At 59.4% G+C, this 19946-nt stretch carries 21 protein-coding genes and 1 tRNA gene; 4 read left to right on the top strand and 18 right to left on the bottom strand.

What is annotated here, in order from left to right:
* Positions 1-11: 11 nt before the first annotated feature.
* The 11 genes from phnN to HCK03_RS24320 all read right to left on the bottom strand — a co-directional run bounded on the left by phnN (position 12) and on the right by HCK03_RS24320 (position 8074).
* A complete protein-coding gene (gene phnN / locus HCK03_RS24370) occupies positions 12-575 on the bottom strand; it encodes a ribose 1,5-bisphosphokinase (RefSeq protein WP_041143659.1) in 564 nt (187 codons plus the stop codon).
* Positions 575-1711: an alpha-D-ribose 1-methylphosphonate 5-triphosphate diphosphatase gene (gene phnM / locus HCK03_RS24365; RefSeq protein WP_115193756.1), complete on the bottom strand. Its 1137-nt coding sequence runs from the start codon at positions 1709-1711 to the stop codon at positions 575-577. The genes phnN and phnM overlap by 1 nt, the downstream gene beginning before the upstream one ends.
* The gene (gene phnL / locus HCK03_RS24360; RefSeq protein ID WP_167692298.1) at positions 1708-2394 is read right to left on the bottom strand and encodes a phosphonate C-P lyase system protein PhnL; all 687 of its coding nucleotides are present in this window, start codon (positions 2392-2394) and stop codon (positions 1708-1710) included. Before phnL ends, phnM begins: the two co-directional genes overlap by 4 nt.
* An 85-nt stretch (positions 2395-2479) precedes the next feature.
* Positions 2480-3238 (bottom strand): phosphonate C-P lyase system protein PhnK, encoded by a 759-nt coding sequence (gene phnK / locus HCK03_RS24355; protein ID WP_041143662.1) that lies wholly within the window; start codon positions 3236-3238, stop codon positions 2480-2482.
* Positions 3235-4083, bottom strand: coding sequence for an alpha-D-ribose 1-methylphosphonate 5-phosphate C-P-lyase PhnJ (locus tag HCK03_RS24350; protein WP_041143663.1), 849 nt, complete (start codon positions 4081-4083; stop codon positions 3235-3237). The genes phnK and HCK03_RS24350 overlap by 4 nt, the downstream gene beginning before the upstream one ends.
* The gene (locus HCK03_RS24345; protein ID WP_041143664.1) at positions 4076-5140 is read right to left on the bottom strand and encodes a carbon-phosphorus lyase complex subunit; all 1065 of its coding nucleotides are present in this window, start codon (positions 5138-5140) and stop codon (positions 4076-4078) included. The genes HCK03_RS24350 and HCK03_RS24345 overlap by 8 nt, the downstream gene beginning before the upstream one ends.
* A complete protein-coding gene (gene phnH / locus HCK03_RS24340) occupies positions 5140-5724 on the bottom strand; it encodes a phosphonate C-P lyase system protein PhnH (RefSeq protein ID WP_167692297.1) in 585 nt (194 codons plus the stop codon). The genes HCK03_RS24345 and phnH overlap by 1 nt, the downstream gene beginning before the upstream one ends.
* On the bottom strand, positions 5721-6173 hold the full coding sequence (gene phnG, locus HCK03_RS24335) for a phosphonate C-P lyase system protein PhnG (RefSeq protein ID WP_041143666.1): 453 nt from the start codon (positions 6171-6173) through the stop codon (positions 5721-5723). The genes phnH and phnG overlap by 4 nt, the downstream gene beginning before the upstream one ends.
* Positions 6174-6899: a phosphonate metabolism transcriptional regulator PhnF gene (phnF, locus tag HCK03_RS24330; protein WP_041143667.1), complete on the bottom strand. Its 726-nt coding sequence runs from the start codon at positions 6897-6899 to the stop codon at positions 6174-6176. It lies immediately after the preceding gene.
* A gap of 161 nt (positions 6900-7060) precedes the next feature.
* Positions 7061-7495: a VOC family metalloprotein YjdN gene (gene yjdN / locus HCK03_RS24325; protein WP_167692296.1), complete on the bottom strand. Its 435-nt coding sequence runs from the start codon at positions 7493-7495 to the stop codon at positions 7061-7063.
* Between the two features lie 243 nt (positions 7496-7738).
* Positions 7739-8074, bottom strand: a complete 336-nt coding sequence (locus HCK03_RS24320; RefSeq protein WP_167692295.1) for a zinc ribbon domain-containing protein YjdM — start codon at positions 8072-8074, stop codon at positions 7739-7741.
* A gap of 542 nt (positions 8075-8616) precedes the next feature.
* On the opposite strand from HCK03_RS24320, the gene proP reads away from it, so the two are divergent.
* Positions 8617-10119, top strand: coding sequence for a glycine betaine/L-proline transporter ProP (gene proP, locus HCK03_RS24315; protein WP_041143669.1), 1503 nt, complete (start codon positions 8617-8619; stop codon positions 10117-10119).
* A gap of 65 nt (positions 10120-10184) precedes the next feature.
* On the opposite strand, the gene melR is transcribed toward proP, so the two are convergent.
* Complete coding sequence (gene melR / locus HCK03_RS24310) at positions 10185-11123, bottom strand: transcriptional regulator MelR (protein ID WP_041143670.1); 939 nt, start codon at positions 11121-11123, stop codon at positions 10185-10187.
* A 240-nt stretch (positions 11124-11363) separates the two neighbouring features.
* On the opposite strand from melR, the gene melA reads away from it, so the two are divergent.
* Positions 11364-12710, top strand: a complete 1347-nt coding sequence (gene melA / locus HCK03_RS24305) for an alpha-glucosidase/alpha-galactosidase (protein WP_076947074.1) — start codon at positions 11364-11366, stop codon at positions 12708-12710.
* A gap of 80 nt (positions 12711-12790) precedes the next feature.
* Here the strand turns inward: melA and cbpM are convergent, their stop codons facing one another.
* The 3 genes from cbpM to HCK03_RS24290 form a co-directional block, all read right to left on the bottom strand.
* Positions 12791-13096 carry a chaperone modulator CbpM gene (cbpM, locus tag HCK03_RS24300; protein WP_041143674.1) on the bottom strand — a complete coding sequence of 102 codons (306 nt, stop codon included), beginning with the start codon at positions 13094-13096 and terminating at the stop codon, positions 12791-12793.
* Positions 13096-14013 (bottom strand): curved DNA-binding protein, encoded by a 918-nt coding sequence (cbpA, locus tag HCK03_RS24295; protein ID WP_041143675.1) that lies wholly within the window; start codon positions 14011-14013, stop codon positions 13096-13098. The genes cbpM and cbpA overlap by 1 nt, the downstream gene beginning before the upstream one ends.
* Before the next feature lie 159 nt (positions 14014-14172).
* Positions 14173-14799, bottom strand: a complete 627-nt coding sequence (locus HCK03_RS24290; protein ID WP_167692468.1) for a TerC family protein — start codon at positions 14797-14799, stop codon at positions 14173-14175.
* A gap of 271 nt (positions 14800-15070) precedes the next feature.
* On the opposite strand from HCK03_RS24290, the gene HCK03_RS24285 reads away from it, so the two are divergent.
* Positions 15071-15862, top strand: a complete 792-nt coding sequence (locus HCK03_RS24285; RefSeq protein ID WP_167692293.1) for a DsbA family protein — start codon at positions 15071-15073, stop codon at positions 15860-15862.
* An 89-nt stretch (positions 15863-15951) separates the two neighbouring features.
* On the opposite strand, the gene HCK03_RS24280 is transcribed toward HCK03_RS24285, so the two are convergent.
* Positions 15952-16560: a TetR/AcrR family transcriptional regulator gene (locus HCK03_RS24280; RefSeq protein ID WP_115193749.1), complete on the bottom strand. Its 609-nt coding sequence runs from the start codon at positions 16558-16560 to the stop codon at positions 15952-15954.
* 116 nt (positions 16561-16676) lie between these two features.
* Here HCK03_RS24280 and HCK03_RS24275 point away from each other — a divergent pair, with 116 nt between their 5' ends.
* Positions 16677-17279, top strand: coding sequence for an NAD(P)H-dependent oxidoreductase (locus HCK03_RS24275; protein ID WP_115193748.1), 603 nt, complete (start codon positions 16677-16679; stop codon positions 17277-17279).
* Between the two features lie 385 nt (positions 17280-17664).
* Here the strand turns inward: HCK03_RS24275 and HCK03_RS24270 are convergent.
* Together HCK03_RS24270 and HCK03_RS24265 are read right to left on the bottom strand one after the other, a co-directional pair.
* A tRNA-Phe gene (locus HCK03_RS24270) sits at positions 17665-17740 on the bottom strand.
* Positions 17741-17855: 115 nt separating this feature from the next.
* On the bottom strand, positions 17856-19943 hold the full coding sequence (locus HCK03_RS24265; protein ID WP_167692292.1) for a DUF1176 domain-containing protein: 2088 nt from the start codon (positions 19941-19943) through the stop codon (positions 17856-17858).
* Between the last annotated feature and the right edge of the window lie 3 nt (positions 19944-19946).

Below are 19946 nucleotides of genomic sequence, written 5' to 3'. Positions count from 1 at the left end.
GTCGCTGACGGTCAGGCATGCTGATTCTCTTGCCTGGCGTAGCGGCGGCGCAGAAGCGTGAAGAACTGCTCCACCGATTGCCCGAGAGTGCCGTCGTTGTTGAGCGTCAGGCAGTCCGTTGGCGCGTAGCGCGCGGCGCGCTCAAGCCGCTGGGCGATCTCCGTTTCATTTTCCCGACCGCGCTGCTGCAGACGCTGGCGTAGCACGTCCGGCGTGACCTGCAGGCAGATAGGCAGCAGGGCGTCGGCGTAGCGCGCTCGGGCCTGTGCCAGATGCGCGCGGGAGCCGTTGGCCACCACGTCGAAACCGGCATGCAGCCAGAGGTCAATTTCGATGCCAATGCCGTAGTAATTATTATTGGCGTGCCAGCTCAGCGCAAAAAGCTGGCGCTCGGCGCGGCTAAAAAACTCCTGCTTGCTGAGGGCGATATGGTTCTCGCTCCCGGCGTTAAAGGGGCGCGTAATATAGCGATGCGCAACCAGCAGCTGCGAGTGCTCGCGCTGGCGGAGCGCCGCCAGCAGACTATCTTTTCCTGAGCCGGAAGGCCCCACCAGCCAAATCAGTTTCCCGGACATTAGAAGACCCTCTTTCCTTGACGCCAGACGTGGTCGATATGCACATGCTCCCCGCGGCGATGGGCCAGCACGAGGTCGGCGCGTTTACCTTCGGCAATCGCCCCGCGGTCGCCTAGCCCCAGCGCCTGCGCCGGATTTTTGCTCACCAGGCGAATCGCCTGCGGCAGCGTATAGCGGTTGCCGTCGTCATCGGCGATGCGGAAGGCGGCATCCAGCAGGCTGGCGGGATAGTAGTCGGAGGAGAGAATATCCAGCAGATTATCGGCCGCCAGCCGGTGGGCGGCGACGTTGCCGGAGTGCGAGCCGCCGCGCACGATATTCGGCGCTCCCATCAGCACGTTCATGCCGTGCTGACGCGAGGCCTCAGCGGCGGCTAGGGTAGTGGGAAATTCGGCGATCACGCTGCCAAGCTGGTGCGATTCGACGACGTGTTCACGGGTGGCGTCATCGTGGCTGGCGAGGGCAATCTTACGCTCGCGGCAGATGGCGGCGATAGTTTCGCGGTTCGGCTGTGACCAGGTCGCCGCCAGCGCCATCTGCTCCTCTTCGAAGCGGTCCATCTCTTCGTTGGTCAGATGATATTTCCCCTGGTAGTAATCGCGGTACTTGCTGCGGTCGGCGTACTGGCGCTGGCCCGGAGAGTGGTCCATCAGGGAGACCATGCTCACCGGCTCGCGGCCAACCAGCTTCTCAAACAGCGGCAGGGTGGTGTGGTGCGGCAGCTCGCAGCGCAGGTGCAGGCGGTGCTCGGCGCGGTTAACGCCGCGCTTTTGCGTCTCCTCGATGGCGTTGATCATCTTTTCCAGATTCTCCAGCCGGTCGCCGCCGTCGCGGACGTCGCCGATGGCCACCGCATCCAGTACGGTGGTGATCCCGCTGGCGACCATCAGCGCATCGTGGCTGCTCATCGCCGAGTGGGCGGGCCAGTCAACCTTCGGGCGCGGGGTAAAAAACTTGTCCAGATTATCGGTATGCAGCTCGATAAGCCCCGGCAGCAGCCAGCCGCCCTCGCCGTCGATAGCCTGCGGCAGCTGGCTCTGGCTTTCGGCAAACGCGTAAATCTTGCCCTCCTGCACCTCCAGCGAACCGTCCACCACTTCATCTTCGAGAACCAGTTTTACGTTGTTGATAATCATGCTGTTATTCCCATCGGATGCAGCCGGTCGGCTACCAGGTTGCGTATCGTTTCATCATGAAAAATGCCGACGATAGCCGCGCCGCGCGCTTTAGCCTCGTTAATCAGCTCCACCACCGCGGCGCTGTTTTTGGCGTCGAGGGAGGCGGTAGGCTCGTCGAGCAGGAGGATCGGATAGTCAACGGCGAAGCCGCGGGCGATGTTGACCCGCTGCTGCTCGCCGCCGGAGAAGGTGGACGGGGCAAGGTGCCACAGGCGTTCCGGGACGTTCAGGCGTGTCAGCAGGCGCGCGGCCTTGGCGGCGCACACTTCGCGCGGGACGCCGAGATCCAGCAGCGGCTGCATCACCACCTCCAGCGCCGAAATCCGCGGAATGACCCGCAGAAACTGGCTCACCCAGCCGATGGTGGTTTTACGCACTTCCAGCACCTTGCGCGCCGAGGCGCTCACCAGGTCAACCCACTCCTCGCCGTGGCGGATGTGAATATGCCCGGTGTCCGGCAGGTAGTTGGCATACAGCGAGCGCAGCAGGGTGGATTTACCGCTGCCTGAGTGGCCGTGCAGCACCACGCACTCTCCGGCGTTAACCGTTAGCGAAGCGTCGGCGAGCACCGGCAGGCGGACGCCGTTTTGCTGATGCAGGACAAAGGTTTTATGTACGTTTTCAACGCGGATGGCGTTCATTTGTTGCCTCATTGTGCCTGAGTTTTCCCGGAGGCGACGCGACGCGCCCGTCCGGGCTACCTGACCCAGCGAATGTGTTCGTGGGCTAGTTCTGCAAGACCGACGACACCAGCAGCTGGGTATAGGGATGGTGCGGATCGTCGAGCACCCGGTCGGTTAAACCACTTTCCACCACCTGGCCCTGCTTCATCACCAGCAGGCGGTGAGCCAGCAGGCGCGCGACGCCGAGATCGTGGGTGACAATCACCACCGCAAGGTTCAGCTCCACCACCAGGCCGCGCAGCAGGTCGAGCAGGCGAGCCTGCACCGACACGTCCAGTCCGCCGGTGGGTTCATCCATAAACACCAGCTTCGGCTGGGTGACGAGATTGCGGGCGATCTGCAGGCGCTGCTGCATACCGCCGGAAAAGGTGGTCGGCAGGTCGTCGATGCGCGACGCCGGGATCTCCACCTCTTCCAGCCAGCGTCCGGCGGTGGCGCGAATATTGCCGTAGTGGCGCGCGCCGGTGGCCATCAGGCGTTCGCCGATATTGCCCCCCGCTGAGACCTGGCGCCGCAGGCCGTCCATCGGGTGCTGATGCACCACGCCCCACTCGGTGCGCAGCAGGCGGCGGCGATCCGCTTCGCTCATCGCGTACAGCGAGCGGCTGTGGTACAGCACCTCGCCCTGCTGCGGCGCGAGGCGCGCGGAGATGGCCTTCAGCAGGGTGGTTTTGCCGGAGCCGGACTCGCCGACGATGCCCAGCACTTCCCCCGGGAACAGCTCAAAAGAGACGTCGCTGAAGCCTTTGCCCGGCGCGTAGAGGTGGGTCAGGTTATTGACCGCAAGTAACGGTTGGCTCATTTTTGTTGCGCCTCGCTCTGTTGGCGGCAGTAGTCGGTATCGGAGCAGACAAACATGCGCTTGCCGCTGTCATCCAGCACCACTTCATCAAGATAGCTGTGGCGCGAGCCGCAGATGGCGCAGGGCTCATCCCACTCCTGGACGGTGAACGGATGATCGTCAAAATCGAGGCTTTCCACCGGCGTATAGGGCGGGACCGCGTAGATGCGCTTTTCGCGCCCGGCGCCGAACAGCTGCAGCGCCGGCATCATGTGCATTTTCGGGTTATCGAATTTCGGGATTGGCGACGGGTCCATCACGTAGCGGCCGTTGACCTTCACCGGGTAGGCGTAGGTGGTCGCAATGTGGCCGAAGCGGGCAATGTCTTCGTACAGCTTGACCTGCATCACGCCGTACTCTTCCAGCGCGTGCATGGTGCGGGTTTCGGTTTCGCGCGGCTCGATAAAGCGCAGCGGTTCCGGGATCGGCACCTGGAAAATCAGGATCTGATCTTCCGTCAGCGGCGTTTCAGGGATCCGGTGGCGGGTCTGGATCAGCGTCGCGTCTTCGGTGCGCTCGGTGGTGGCGACGCCGGTCACGCGGGTGAAGAACTGGCGAATCGATACCGCGTTGGTGGTGTCGTCGGCGCCCTGGTCAATCACCTTCAGCACGTCGTTCTCGCCAATCACGCTGGCGGTCAGCTGGATACCGCCGGTTCCCCAGCCGTAGGGCATCGGCATTTCGCGGCCGCCGAACGGCACCTGATAGCCGGGGATGGCGACTGCTTTCAGAATGGCGCGGCGGATCATGCGCTTGGTTTGCTCATCAAGATAGGCGAAGTTATAGCCGGAGAGGGTATTAGCCACGTTCGTTCTCCCGTTGCAGGCGTTTCAGCAGCGCCAGTTCGGCCTGGAAATCGACATAGTGGGGCAGCTTAAGGTGCGACACGAAGCCCGCGGCCTCGACGTTATCGGCATGGGCCAGCACAAACTCTTCGTCCTGCGCCGGGCCGGCCGCCTCCTCGCCGTAGTCCGGCGCCTGGAGCGCGCGGTCAACCAGCGCCATCGCCATCGCTTTGCGCTCGCTCATGCCGAACGTCAGGCCGTAGCCGCGGGTGAAGTGCGGGGGCTCGTCTTGCGGGGCAACGAAGCCGTTGACCATTTCGCATTCGGTCATCAGCAGCTCGCCAATATTGACCGCAAAGCCCAGCTCCTCCGGAACGATCTCTACCGCCACGTAGCCGCTGCGTATTTCACCGGCAAACGGGTGGTTGCGGCCGTAGCCGCGCTGGGTTGAGTAGGCCAGCGCCAGCAGATAGCCTTCGTCGCCGCGCACCAGCTGCTGCAGGCGCGATGAGCGCGAGCAGGGGTAAACCGGTGGGCTGCGGGTAATATCGTCAGGCTCGGCGAGGGTCTGCTGCTCTGCTTTCGCCAGCCCCTGCTGGACCAGCAGGTTAAAGACGTGCGGCGTGGCTTCCGGCGGCTGCTCGGCGGTTTTCAGCGCCGGCGCCTCACCGTTGGCCAGCAGGGTAAAATCGAGCAGGCGGTGGGTGTAATCGTAGGTCGGGCCGAGCATCTGGCCGCCGGGAATATCCTTATAGACCGCCGAAATTCGCCGTTCCAGGCGCATGTTAGCGGTATTTACCGGCTCGCTGACCGCCAGTCGCTGCAGGGTGGTGCGGTAGGCGCGGAGTAAAAAAATGGCCTCGACGCTGTCGCCGCTGGCCTGCTTGAGCGCCAGCGCCGCCAGCTCGCGGTCGGCGATGCCGCCTTCGGTCATCACCCGGTCAACCGCCAGGTTCAGCTGCTGGGTAATCTGTTCAACGCTAATTTCTGGAAGCCGTCCATCGCCTCGTCGTTTGTGTTCCTGAAGGGCGTGAGCGGCGACTATCGCCTTCTCACCGCCTTTGACAGCAACGTACATTAGCAAACCTCCACGTGGGTGGTGCGCGGGATGGCCAGCAGACGTTCTCCACAGGTCAGGATCAGGTCAATGCCTAAGGGGAACGGGTGCGGGCGCTCGGTCAGTTCATCAATGATGCAGTCCGGCAGCTGCGGGGCGATCATCCGCTCTTCGGCAATGCCGGCGCCGGTCAGACGCAGCATGCGTCCGCCGCTGAGGCTCGGGAGCTGGACGATCAGCGTTACGCCGGTTTCCGGGGCGACAACGGTGCCGGCGGAGAGCTCGTTCAGCTGTTCGGCGCTGATGCGCTCGTTGGTGACGGCAAAAACCGCCTGCTGCGGCTGCTCAACCAGCGGCGCGCCGGTATGAAAACGCAGGTTCTGGCCGACAAGATCGTTATGCAGCTCTGCGGTAAACCAGACCGGCGTGTCGCGATCGGCAAGCGTCAGCAGGAGGCTGGTCGAGGCGACATTCAGCGGCTGCCAGCCGTGCTGAAGCTGCTGCAGGGAGACGATAACGCCCGGCTCGCTCATGGCTTTCAGCAGGCGACGAAAACTGTGTTGGGCATCCTGCGCCGGTAGGGTAAAGGCGGTTTGTAAGGTCATGCGTTATCTCCGCGAACCAGAGTGAAGAAATCGACCCGGCTGGCGTTGACCTCGGCGCGTCGGGCTTCAATGCGCGCGCTTCGTTGTTCTTCCAGCGGGGTAATCAGGGTTTCCATTAAGGAATGAAAGTAGTGTGGCGACTGCATCAAGGCGTCGATGGCCGCGCAGCGTTCGGCATGGGGGCGATCGCGCCCCAGTATCCAGCTGTAGCCGAGCGTGCCGTCGGCGAGGCGGATCGCCGCCCGGGTCAGGGTGGCGTCACCGGCGAAGAAACGATCGCCGATGCCCCCCATGCGCGCCTGGAGCTGCACGAGGCCGGTCTCCGGAGCGCGAATGGATTCGTACTGCGGCGCCAGCTGCAGGGTCTGCATCCGCGCCAGAAGCTCCTGCGGTTCACTGTGGGCCAGCACGGACATCCAGCGCTGGCGGGTTGCGGTATCAAAGTGCATTCAGTGCTCCATGGTGAATTCGATCATGTCCGCCCGGGTGAGGCTGACGGAGTACTCCGTCGCGTTCTGCTCGCCGGGACGGTGGTTGAGGGTTCTTACGCACAGCAGCGGCGCCATGTTGGGGATCCCCAGAATGTTGCTCTCTTTGGCCTGCGCGCGGCGGGCGCTGATTTTGGTGCGCGCGCGGGTAAGCTCGACGTCCAGCTGCTGGCGCAGAAAATCGTGCAGTGAACCCTGGCTGAAGGTTTGCAGCGCGGGCCAGAAGCGCAGGTCGGTGAAGTAGTGGTCGATCAGGCACAGCGCGACGCCGTTCACCCGGCGCAGGGTGCGCAGATGGATGACGTTATCGCCTTCGTTGATCGCGAAGGCCTCGGCGACGTGGCTGCTGGCAGGACGCAGCACCGACAGCAGCTTTTCGCTGGTCGGATGGCTTCCCTGCTCGAGTAGGTTCTGGCTGAAGCGCGCCTGGGCGTTCAGCGGATAGTCGATCGGCCGCATCAGCACCAGCACGCCGACGCCCTGACGGCGCTGAACCCAGCCGCGTTCAACCAGCTGGTCTATCGCCCGGCGCAGAGTATGGCGGTTGACCTCAAAACGGGTGGCCAGCTGCTGCTCCGCGGGCAAATAGTCGCCGCAGCGGTAGTGGTGACGAAGCTCTTGCTCTAGCCTGGCGGCAATTTCCTGATACCGGGTAGGATAACTGGTCGGATGTCTGGATAAGTACATGTCAGTCGAGCCTCACTAAGCAGAAGAAGGGATTTCCCTCTGAGAGTGGCCCGATCCTGACCTGTTTTTGTTACATTTCGGTTAAAACATAATGACCGCAGGATGAAGAGTTAGCGCAAAGGTGATGACAGGGCGGGAGAGCCCGCCCTGAGGGAGAGGCATTAAGGCTGCTTGACGACGTTCACCATCCACGGGATGCCGAAGCGATCGAAAACTTTGCCAAAACCGTGGGCCCAGAAGGTTTCCTGCCAGGTCATTTCGATACGTCCTTCTGCAGCGAGGCTGTCAAACCAGCGTTTACCTTCATCCAGATCCTGTGTATCCAGCACCAGCGTGAAGCCGGCATAGCGTTCGCTGTCACTGGTGGGGCTGTCGCCCAGCATCAGCTCGCTGCCCGCCACGCGCATGCTGGCGTGGGCGATGCAGTCGGCGGCGAGATGCTGACCGGAGGGGCAGCCGTCCTCGGCATCCTGCATATTCTGCGGCATCTCGCCGTAGGTGATCTGCTGGACAAGCTCTGCGCCCAGCGCCTGCTGGTAGAACGCGATGGCCGCAGCGCAGTTGCCGCTGAAGGCGATATAGGGGCTTAAAGACATAATCATGACCTCAGATAACGATTGACCCATTAAGCGTAGAGGGTGGTTGGCGATTTAAGCCAGGCGGCGGCGTCAGGAGGTGGATGAGGACAATATCTGGCCTGCGCCAGGCGCGATGCGCTCGGCAGTCATCGCCGATAAGGCGGGAAATAGGCGGGACGATAGCGCGGAGATATATTCGTTCATTTTCCCGGCCGGCGGGTGTGGCCGGGAAAATAACGATTCAGCGAAAAGGAAATAGCGTTAGTTCTTTTTGACGAACTCGGATTTGAGCTTCATCTGACCAAAACCGTCAATTTTGCAGTCGATGTTATGATCGCCTTCTACCAAGCGGATATTCTTCACTTTAGTGCCGATTTTCAGCATCGAAGAGCTACCTTTAACCTTCAGATCTTTAATCACGGTGACGCTGTCGCCATCGACGAGTAAATTGCCGTTGGCATCTTTCACCGTCAGCGCATCATTACCTTCCGCCGGCTCGGCATTGTTCCATTCATGGGCGCATTCCGGGCAGATAAACATGCCGTTGTCTTCATAGGTGTACTCAGAATGGCATTTAGGACACTGTGGGAGTTGCATGGCGTTCCTCATGATTACTGTATAAAACAGGCCGTTGGCCCATTAAAAGGCGGCTGATAGCCAAAAGTGATTGCTATTATAGCGCAGTGACGGCCATTTGTCGGCCACTTTTTCCGATAGTACCGCTGCGGGAATATTCTCTTTATCGATCAAAAATCAGCAATATTCGATGTGCTGCCGGAGGCGGGATATCCAAAAATAAATCACTGCCTGTGCATATTCATTGAACTTATTAATGCCGCTTGGCTCTGTAATATGGCGAACAATTTTTCGTGAAGTTGATCCCAAATTTAAACGCTGTTAGGGTAAAAAGGCGAGTTCGTAAATTCATCAGGTCTATTCGTAGCTCTATTTATTGTTTCATTTACGCCAGAGCAGGCGTCAACAGGTTCGGTTGTACGGACTGTCAGCAGACAGTGCAGGCAAACCTGCTACGCTTGAAAAGAGGAGCACAGCAATTGGCCGCTCCCAACGCACGACGCAAACGGTATTGCCGTTTGGCGGAGATCCGTGCGCTCACGGCGAAGCTTTAGAGGAAAATTATGCTTAAAAGGAAAAAAGTAAAGCCAATCACTCTGCGGGATGTGACCATCATTGACGATGGCAAGCTGAAAAAAGCGATCACCGCAGCGTCGCTGGGTAATGCGATGGAGTGGTTCGATTTCGGCGTGTATGGCTTCGTGGCGTACGCCTTAGGTAAAGTCTTCTTCCCCGGTGCCGATCCCAGCGTGCAGATGATTGCCGCGCTAGGGACATTCTCCGTTCCGTTCCTGATTCGTCCGCTAGGCGGCCTGTTCTTTGGCATGCTCGGCGATAAGTACGGTCGACAAAAGATTCTGGCGATAACCATCGTTATCATGTCGATAAGTACCTTCTGTATTGGTCTTATTCCGTCGTACGCGTCGATTGGTATCTGGGCACCGATTCTGCTGCTGCTGTGTAAGATGGCGCAGGGCTTCTCGGTGGGCGGAGAGTACACCGGCGCCTCAATCTTCGTCGCCGAATACTCGCCTGACCGTAAGCGCGGCTTTATGGGCAGCTGGCTGGACTTCGGTTCCATTGCCGGATTTGTCCTCGGCGCGGGCGTGGTCGTGCTGATTTCAAGCGTTGTCGGCGAGGAGAACTTCCTCAGCTGGGGCTGGCGCCTGCCGTTCTTCCTCGCGCTGCCGTTAGGGCTTATTGGTCTTTATCTGCGTCACGCTCTGGAAGAGACTCCGGCGTTCCAGCAGCACGTTGAAACCCTGGAGCAGGGCGACCGCGAAGGGCTGCAGGACGGTCCGAAGGTCTCGTTCAAAGAGATTGCAACCAAACACTGGCGTAGCCTGCTGACCTGTATCGGTCTGGTGATTTCCACCAACGTGACCTACTACATGCTGCTGACCTATATGCCGAGCTACCTGTCGCATAACCTGCACTACTCGGAAGATCACGGGGTGCTGATTATCATCGCGATTATGGTCGGGATGCTGTTTGTGCAGCCGGTTATCGGGATGCTCAGCGACCGCTTCGGCCGTCGTCCGTTTATCCTGATTGGTAGCGTGGCGCTGTTCGCGCTGTCGATTCCGGCCTTTATCATGATTAACAGCAACGTTATCGGCCTGATTTTCGGCGGTCTGCTGCTGCTGGCGGTGGTGCTTAACTGCTTTATCGGGGTGATGGCTTCTTCGCTGCCCGCGATGTTCCCGACCCATATCCGCTTCAGCGCGCTGGCCAGCGCCTTTAACATCTCGGTGCTGGTTGCCGGTCTGACGCCAACTCTGGCGGCCTGGCTGGTGGAAACCACGCAGAACCTGATGATGCCGGCCTACTATCTGATGGTGATTGCGGTGATTGGTCTGATGACCGGCCTGACGATGAAGGAGACGGCGAACCGTCCGCTGAAAGGGGCGACGCCTGCGGCTTCGGATATTCAGGAAGCGAAAGAGATCCTCGGTGAGCACTACGATAACATCGAAAACAAGATCGAAGATCTCGATCAGGAAATTGCCGATTTGCAGGAAAAACGTTCCCGTCTGGTGGATCAGCACCCGCGAATTAACGACTGATTAATTCGCCTGGAATGTGAAAAATGCCGCCGCGGGCCTCCCCCGGCGGCATTTTTTATGGCCGTTTAGGCCTCATTCGGCGGCAGGTTCTGTCGGCGCTGCTGGCTGAGCCGGCGGTACTGCTGCGGCGGCATACCGACGTACTTGCTAAAGGTGCTGTAGAAGCGGCTGCTGGAACGAAAGCCGGCGGTCAGGGCGATATCCAGGATAGTTTTATCGGTATCGCTGAGCAGGGCGCGGACGTGGTTAATGCGCATGGCGGTGATGTACTGCTTCATGGTCTGCTGCATCACCCGTTGAAAAATGCCCATCGCGTAGTTGGGGTTGAGCTTAACGTGTTCGGCGACCGCATCGACGGTCAGCGCCCGATCGTAGTGCGCGGCGATAAATTCGAGCATCTGGCTGACGTAAAACTGCGCGTGCCGCGAGACGCTGTGCTTGTGCGTGCGCGAGGTTTTGTTGACCAGAATCGGCTGCCAGCCTGAGAGGCTAAAGCGCTTGAGCATCAGGGCGATCTCTTCGATAGCCAGCTGGCGGATCTGCTCGTTGTCGCTGGCGAGCTCCTGCTGCCAGCGCTGGACTTCAAAGACGCTAAGCTGCTGCGCTGCGAGAGATTTAATGACCATGCCGTGGGTGACGTTGTTGATAAGCTCCCGGTCCAGCGGCCAGGACAAAAACAGATGCATCGGCAGGTTAAAGATGGCCATCTGCCGGCAGCTGCCGGGACGGGTGAGCTGATGCGGCGTACAGGCCCAGAACAGGCTGATATAGCCCTGCCTGATGCTCACCACCTCGTTGTTAATCAGATACTCCACGTCGCCGTCGAAGGGGACGTTAACCTCTACCTGACCGTGCCAGTGGCTGGTGGTCATGGCGTGCGGGGTGCGCAGCTCGATATCCATGCGCTGGTACTCCGAATAGAGCGCCAGCGGACTGCGGGTATTTTTCTCGTCGCTGCTGCTCATATGCGGGTCGGGAGGCTGCGGCGTAAGGTCTTTTTCCATAGGGCTTTGGATTCCTGAATCGTCATAGCTGCTGTTTTTTGCACCGATATGCGCCTATCTTAGCGGATCCAATCGCCCATTTTCTCTGCTTTTTCGCCATTTTGTTCCCGAAAGCTCAGATTTTGTGGCGGGTAACGGTCGATCTGAGTTTCCGGGAGTGCTCTGCCGGGAAGAGGGCAGCGCGCGGCGCGTCCGGCATGTCACTCTGCGGGTGTCTAATGACTTTACGGAGAGAGCACTATGTCTGCCCCAAAAATTACCTTTATCGGCGCTGGCTCAACGGTTTTCGTTAAAAATATTCTCGGCGACGTTTTTCAACGCCCGGCACTGAGATCGGCCCATATCGCGCTGATGGATATCGACGCCAACCGGCTGGAAGAGTCGCATATCGTGGTGCAAAAGCTGATGGACTCGGTCGGCGCTCACGGAGAAATTAGCTGCCATCGCGACCAGAAAGCCGCGCTGATGGACGCGGATTTTGTGGTGGTCGCTTTCCAGATCGGTGGCTACCAGCCGTGTACGGTAACCGATTTTGAGGTCTGCAAGCTGCACGGGCTGGAGCAGACCATCGCCGATACGCTCGGGCCGGGCGGGATCATGCGGGCGCTGCGGACGATTCCGCACCTGTGGCGCATCTGTGACGATATGACCGAGGTCTGCCCGAACGCGACGATGCTGAACTACGTCAACCCGATGGCAATGAACAGCTGGGCGATGTACGCGCGCTATCCGCATATCAAGCAGGTCGGCCTGTGCCATTCCGTACAGGGAACGGCGGAGGAGCTGGCGCACGACCTCGACCTTGACCCGGCGGATCTGCGCTACCGCTGCGCCGGGATTAACCACATGGCGTTCTACCTGTCGCTGGAGAAAAAGACGGGGGACGGCAGCTACGTCAGCATCTATCCGGATATGCTGCAGGCCTTTGCCGAAGGGCGCGCGCCGAAGCACCGCGAGAACTCACGCTGCCAGAATATTGTTCGCTATGAGATGTTCAAAAAGCTGGGCTACTTCGTGACGGAATCATCGGAGCACTTCGCGGAATATACCCCGTGGTTTATCAAGCCGGGGCGTGAAGACCTGATCGCTCGCTACCAGGTGCCTCTGGACGAATATCCGAAGCGCTGCGTGGAGCAGGTGGCGAACTGGCATAAAGAGCTGGAGACGTATAAAACCAGCGATCGCATCGACATTAAGCCCTCGCGGGAATACGCCAGCACGATTATGAACGCGATCTGGACCGGCGAGCCGAGCGTGGTGTACGGCAACGTGCGCAACGACGGGCTGATCGACAACCTGCCGCAGGGGTGCTGCGTGGAGGTCGCCTGCCTGGTGGACGCCAACGGTATTCAGCCCACCAAAGTTGGCAAGCTGCCCGCACACCTGGCGGCGATGATGCAAACCAACATCAACGTTCAGACCCTGCTGACCGAGGCGATCCTCAGCGAAAACCGCGATTACGTCTATTACGCGACGATGATGGATCCGCACACCGCGGCGGTGCTGGGGATCGAGGAGATCTATGCGTTGGTGGACGATCTGATTGCCAGCCACGGCGAGTGGCTGCCGGAGTGGGTCCGGCGTTAACTCAAACCTCAAACCTCAAACCTCAAACCTCAAACCTCAAACCAAACCCGGCCAGGCGCAGCGCCTGGCGGGCTGACGGGTTAGCTGTGGGTCAGAAAGCGCGCCAGCTGCTGGTGCAGCAGCCGGTTTTCGCGGGTCAGGCGCGCGTTCTCATCCAGCAGCGTCAGCGCCACGGCGATGCCGGGCCAGTCCAGTTCCAGCTCGCGGCGCAGGCGCACCGCGCGGTGCATGATCGTTACCGCGCTGTCATCGAACAGCCAGACCTCGGTTTGCGGCTGGCGCGGTTCAATCATCCCCAGGCCGACAATTTCGCTAAGCTCGTCCTCAGAAATGCCGGTATGCAGACAAAACTCGGTGATTGAGAACGTCACTGTCATCTTAGCCATTATGCTTTCCCCCATGTTTTACGCGGCTCAAAGCTCGCCTCTACTTCCGCGAGCTGCTGCCAGAGCGCGCTGGCTTTTTCATTTGGTTTCGGCGGCATAACGATTTTTATCACCGCAAACAGGTCGCCGGTGGCGGTTTTGCTCGCCAGCCCCTTGCCTTTGATCCGCAGGCGTTGCCCCGGCTGGCTGCCCGGGGGGATTGTCAGCAGGATGCTCTCTTTGAGGGTGGGGACCGTCACCTTAGTGCCCAGCGCGGCTTCCCACGGGGCCAGCGGCAGGACGATTTCCAGGTTATGGCCCACGATATCGAACAGCGGATGCGGGGCCAGATGGATAACCAGCCACAGGTCGCCATTCGGGCCGCCGTTTTCGCCCGGCGTCCCCTGGCCCTTCAGGCGGATGCGCTGACCATCGCTGACGCCAGCCGGGATTTTTACGTTCAGCGTTTTAGGCGTCTCGCTCTCGACCATGCCGAAAATGTTATACACCGGCAGCCTGTAGCTGATGGTTCGGGTCTGCTCGGCGAGGGTCTCTTCGAGGAACATCGCGACTTCGATTTCTATATCGTGGCCGCGTGCGGCCTGCTGGCGCCGGGCGTGGTGTGCCTGCTGGCCAAACATCGATGAGAAGATGTCGTCGAAGTCCTGCTGGCTGTAGTTCTGCTCGTGGGAGGCCTGCTGTTGGCCAAAGTGCGGGTCGTTGCGGTGCTGCCAGAGCTCGTCGTACTCGGCTCGGCGCTGCTCATCTTTCAGCACCTCCCAGGCTTCGGCAAGATCTTTAAACTGGGCTTCAGCATCGCTCTCTTTGCTGACGTCGGGGTGATATTTACGAGCCAGGCGACGGTAGGCGGTCTTAATAGTTTTGAGATCGTCCGTTGGCTTAACCCCTAAAATGGCATAATAATCCTTTAATTCCATATCGTTATCTCATCTTTACATAATGGGGTGGTAACAACTTTCCCATTAAGCTTAGGGCAAATGAGCAGGCGCGTGAGAGGAATGTGCCTGAAACTTGACGCCGTCGGGATCGACGGCGAAAGAGGGTGCGATGGGCGACCCGTCGGCCTGAATTTTACGCTAGCTTCGGCGCAGCCCTTCCGCCAGCACCAGCCCGGCGCCAACGGCCCCGGCGATGGTCGGGAGCGCGTCCGGCGCCGTGGGGAACAGGCGAATAATGGTCGGGTCGGTGACCAGCATGGCGCCGGCAATCCAGCCGATTAACGCGCCGCCGAGCAGGACAACGGACGGAAAACGATTCAGTATCGCCAGCACCAGCTTACTGCCCGCGACGATGATCGGAATGCTGATCAGCACCCCCAGCGCCACCAGCAGCAGGTGGCCTTTGCCGGCGGCGGCTACGGCCAGGACGTTATCGAGGGACATAATGACGTCCGCCACCGTGATGGTGACGGCGGTGCGCCACAGGCTGCCGGAACTGCTGACCTCTTCGTTCTCCTCCTGATTGGCGACCAGCTTGATACCAATCCACAGCAGCAGCACCGCGCCGACTATTTTTAGCCACGGTAATGAGAGCAGATAGATGGCCACGGCCAGCAGCAGCACGCGGGCCACGATGGCGCCAAAGGTGCCGATAACGATCGCTTTGGTCCGCAGGTGCGGCGGCAGCTTGCGGCAGGCCATGGCAATCACCACCGCGTTATCGCCGCCAAGCAGCAGGTCGATAGCGATGATTTGCAGCAAAATAACGGTAAAATCCTACTGAATAACTAGCTCGTTCATGCCTGACTCATCTAACCGGGAATACGCCCTTCCCGAGGATAAAAGGAGGGAAAAGCGTACCCTCGTTCGTCCGCGTTGACCACCGTTAGGGCGAATATGAACGGCGGCACGGCTGCCCTGGATTGAAAAATAAAGTTACGAATCAATGTATCGCCTGATGATTATTCGCCGGTAAAGGATGCTACTTTGTCTCAACAGACTCACCTGCCGTTTACCTATCGCAAGGATCATCCTCATGTCCGGCTCTAAAAAAATAGTGACCATCGCCTTGATTGGCGCCACGCTGCTTCCGGCCCTGGCTATAGCGGCTGACGCCCCCGCTGCCACCTTTACGCCGGAGCAGGAAGCCCGCATCGGCAAGATTGCGGCGGATTATTTAGTCGCCCATCCGGAGGTTCTGCTGCAGGCAAGCCAGAAGCTGCAGCAGATTCAGCAAGAGCAGCAGGCCAGCGCCGCGACCCAGGCGGTCATTAAGAATCAGGCCGCGCTGACGCAGGATAAAAATACGCCGACTTACGGACCGGCGGATGGCAAGGTCACGGTTATCGAATTCTTTGATTACCAGTGCATTTACTGTAGCCGTCTGGCGCCGGTGATGGCTCAGGTGATTAAGGAAAATCCGCAGACCCGTTTTGCTTTTAAAGAGTGGCCTATTTTCGGCAGCCGCTGGGAAACGTCGCTGACCGCGGCGAAAACCGGTCTGCAAATCTATCAGCAGAAGGGGGCGGAAGCCTACCTGACCTACCATAACGGGATTTATGCCACCGGGCATAACGAGGGCAAGCTGACGGCGGCGGATATTCAGCAGCAGGTGAAGAAGGTCAACTTCGACGCGAAGAAGGCCGCCGACGTTGAGCCAGCGCTTGAGGCGACTAACCAGCTGGCGCAGGCCATCGGTTTAAGCGGCACGCCGGGCGTTATCGTGATGCCGACGACCGGCGCCACGGAGGCGAATATTACCGTCTTCCCGGGCCTGGCGGATAAAGACTCGCTGGATGCGGCGATTAAGAAAGCCGGCGGTAGCTGATTGCCGGGCGGCGCCGCGGGCATGATTTAATGCGATGGCGCCGCGTTCGCTGTTCGCAAAGCGGCGTTTCTGTCTGAATCGTCCGAGCGCTATTTGGCGACAGGCTCTGGGCAGCACCGATTTAGCATGGACATAATGACCTGGAACAGCTCGTTTTTTGCCTGCTGTTCGGTGATTACGCCGCTTACGACGGCGGTGGATAAACCTTCCGCTGAGCCGATCGTCGCCAGAATCGTCGCATCGCTGAGTGGCTGCCCGCCGCAGAGCGGAGCGAACAGTTCGCGGCACTTCAGGGTAAAGGCCGCCGTGTACTCCTGCTTAATTTTTTCCAGCTCCGGCGTACCGGCCAGTGCGGCCATGACGCTGGGCATTTCGCGTCCCTGAAGCAGCACGCATTCAATGTATGACGTTGCGATCACCGACGCGAGCTTCTCCGCGTCCGGCTCCGTTTTGCGCAGGATCTCGTCCATTAGCGCCGTCTGTCGGCGATCGAACTCCCGGTAAAGGGTGGCAAAAAGCCCGGAACGGCTGTCAAAATGATCGTAAACCACCGGTTTTGTCACCCCGGCCTTTTTGGCCAGATAGCCGAGGGTCAGCGCTTCCGTCCCTTCTTCGCGAATAATACGCCACGCGACGTCCACCAGCTGTGTATGCCGCTCTTCTCTGGATAAACGCTGCCGCACAAGTGGTTCAGCCATTAGACGCATTCTCCCGTTGACATGCTTATATACCAAAGGTAAGTTACCATTGGTAGGTTACTCTTAGTATATAAGACTACTTCTGATAACGTCATCTGGCAACCGGAGTCTGCGTCATGCATGCATTAATTGTGGTATCTCATCCTCTTCCTGATTCGCTGACCCACAGCGTCGCGACGGCGATTGCGCAAGGGATTGCCGAATCCGATCCGCAGAATAGTTCTGAACTCGCCGACTTAACGCAGGAGGGCTTTAATCCGACGTTCACTGCCGAAGATATGGCGGCTTTTCACCTCACCGGTGCGACGCCCGCTGAGGTGGTTGCGGAACAGTCCCGAATCGATAAGGCCGACGCGCTGGTGCTGGTTTTCCCCGTTTACTGGTGGTCAATGCCGGGACTGCTTAAGGGCTGGATCGACCGCGTGTTTTCAAACGGCTGGGCTTATGAAGAGACGGCCGACGGCAACGTTGTCAAGAAGCTGGGCCGCCTACGGGTTCATCTGGTGGCATTAGGGGCCGCAAGCCAAAAAACCTACGATACTCACGGGTTTACCGATGCGTATAACGCGCAAATCGTGCACGGGATTTTTGACTACTGCGGCGCTACGGTGGTGAGTTCTGAGATGCTGCTGCTGCCGGATCTGGGCACGGCGGAAGCGCACCTGGAGATGGGGCGCCGACTAGGACAGGGCGTTTTTAGCCGGGGCAATAGAACCTAGTTCGATGGAGAGTCCGGCTGCAGAAACGCAAAAACCCGCCTTTTGGGCGGGTTCTTTAAATAGTGGTGCCCGGCTCGGACTAACGCCGAAGGCGTTGAACGGCGCGCTCGTCGCGCCGGCCCCGAAGGGGTGAGCCGCTGGCGGCGAATAATCGAACCTAGTTCGATGGAGAGTCCGGTTGCAGAAATGCAAAAACCCGCCTTTTGGGCGGGTTCTTTAAATAGTGGTGCCCGGCTCGGACTAACGCCGAAGGCGTTGAACGGCGTGCCTGTCGCGCCGGCCCCGAAGGGGTGAGCCGCTGGCGGCGAATAATCGAACGTAGTTCGATGGAGAGTCCGGCTGCAGAAATGCAAAAACCCAGCCATAGGCTGGGTTCTTTAAATAGTGGTGCCCGGACTCGGAATCGAACCAAGGACACGGGGATTTTCAATCCCCTGCTCTACCGACTGAGCTATCCGGGCAACGGGGCGAATTAAACCGTAATCCACTCCGCGCGTCAACCACATTTCTTGATTTTCCTGCCGATTGCTTAACTTTGCGGCAGTTTTGCATCAGAAGCCGCGTTTTGACCATAATTCACATCATCCCGTTGTCGCCCTGACGGATTTTCCAGCCGCTGACCGCAGAGATGACGTGGCGTAAGCCGGAAAGGGTGTAGTCGCCGATCACCTCTTCGTCTTCGCGCGGGGAGCTGATGGTAAGCTCCGCATCGACGCCGTGGCGGTAGGTCCCGTGGTGGCTAAAAATCGTGCCGATGAAGCATTTATCATTCAGCCAGACGGGAATATAGGCCACCGTTTCATAGATATAGTTTGAGGCGATGCCGCTGTAGTAGTTATCCGCGTCGTCGGTGGAGGTGCCGGGAGGAATGGGGCAAATCGGCGCGTCGCTATCGGTTTGCGGCTTATCTTTCAGCAGGGTGCCCTGCATAACCTCCAGCGACTTGAGTAAATCCGCCTTATCTTTGTCATTCAGCGCCGGGGTTAGCGGCTGGTCCTTCTCCGGCGAGCTGATGGTATTCAGCGTGTAGCGATAGCGAATCGTCACCGCGGGCGTCCTGTCCGTCGGGCTGAAGGGACGCAGCAGATACAGATTATCCTCGCCGAACTGGCCGTTGTACCAAAGCGCATACACCTGGCCGTTAATTCTGACCCACTGGCTCCACTGGTTGGCCCCGCGCCCGTTGAGGGAGAACAGCGCGCCGGGTACGCCGGCGTCAAAATCATCGTCGTCATCGCTATCGCTGCCGTTGACGCTATCAAAGGTGTCATCGCCGCGTTTTAAGACCCCGGTATAGCTGAATAAGCCGGTTCCGCCGACGTAGCTGTCGATAATCAAATCGCGCCTGCCGTCGTTATCGAGGTCGATAAGCGTAAAGCTGACCTTGCCATTTTCTGAATCAGCGCTGATATCTGAATGGAGAAACGCCTGCCACTCATCGTCGCTGATATCGGCGGAAGGCTTACTTTTTGACACTAAGGTATCGTCGGCATAGGTCAGCGTGAAGTTGGTGACGTGGCCGGTCAGCGGGAACTGCTCGGCGATCTTATTCAGCTCCAGCTCCGGATTGGCCTTTTGCTCTTTCAGTACTGCGCTGTACAGCGCCTTGAGCGCGCTATTATCGGCGTCTTTCTGCTGCTTAGGACGCACCTGGCTGACGAAGGTCGGCAGCATCCAGGTCCCGCCGGGCGTAATTTCGCGGCACATGCCGGTGGTATATTTCAGGCTCTGGACGAACGATTTACCGTCCCAGACCCGCTCCTCCCCGCTCACGCAGTCGGCGATGCCGCGGCCTTTGTTGAAAAACGCGATCGCGCCATCGGCATAGCTGGAGGCATCGGTGGAGATCGGCTGAGGTTTAGCCTGCGCGGCACTGTCCACCACCCACATGGCGTAACCGTCGTTATAGGCGGCCCGCCAGCACAGCGCCTGGATAAGCAAATGGCCTTTATCGATGGCGGTGGCGGTTATTTGCCGTTCCCGGGCGGGGATATCTTTGTTTTGCCAGTCGTCACAGCGGCTATTCAGCAGCGGGATCAGCTCCGGGAGGAGGCGCTGGCGCTGTTTGGCGGTCAATGGTTCGGGCTGCGCGTTGTGGAGCGTTGGGGCGGCGATAATCTCCGGGGCGGGCAGCGCGTTCAGCGTATTGCTATCGTCGGCATCGCCTTTGCGCAGCAGCGCGTCGGCGGTACCCAGGCGCTGCTGAAATTCGTCGATCTTAAGAAATATCGCGCTGCTGCCCGCGCTCGAGAGCGGCTTGCGCGCGCCGTTAAGCGAAATCTCAATGCGGCTTTCATGCTCCAGGGCCTGAATCAGCGCCGCCGTTTGCGTGCTGTCGAGACGGAAGTGGCTGTCATCTTTGGCATCCAGCGTCCCGCGATCCTGATCGTCGATCAGCAGGCGTACGGTGGCGTCAGGGGGGATATCGCGATCGGTCTGGGCAAAGGTCACCTGGCCGCTTACGCGCTGATCCGGGCCCGCGCTGCGGGTCAGCAGGACGCTGACTTCACCGAGGTTGACGCCGTAGCCCGCGGCCCGGCAGGTGCCGGTATTATCACAGGCGACTTCCCAGTCTTTATACGCGAAAGAAAAACCCTGTACGGGAGCCGCCAGCAGCGATATCGGACATAGCCCGATGATGGCAACCCAAAGGAGAGAACGCATATA

The sequence above is a fragment of the Klebsiella terrigena genome (assembly GCF_012029655.1).
In the GTDB taxonomy this organism is placed as follows: Bacteria; Pseudomonadota; Gammaproteobacteria; order Enterobacterales; family Enterobacteriaceae; genus Klebsiella; species Klebsiella terrigena.
This window is presented reverse-complemented; position numbering and strand designations above follow the sequence as displayed.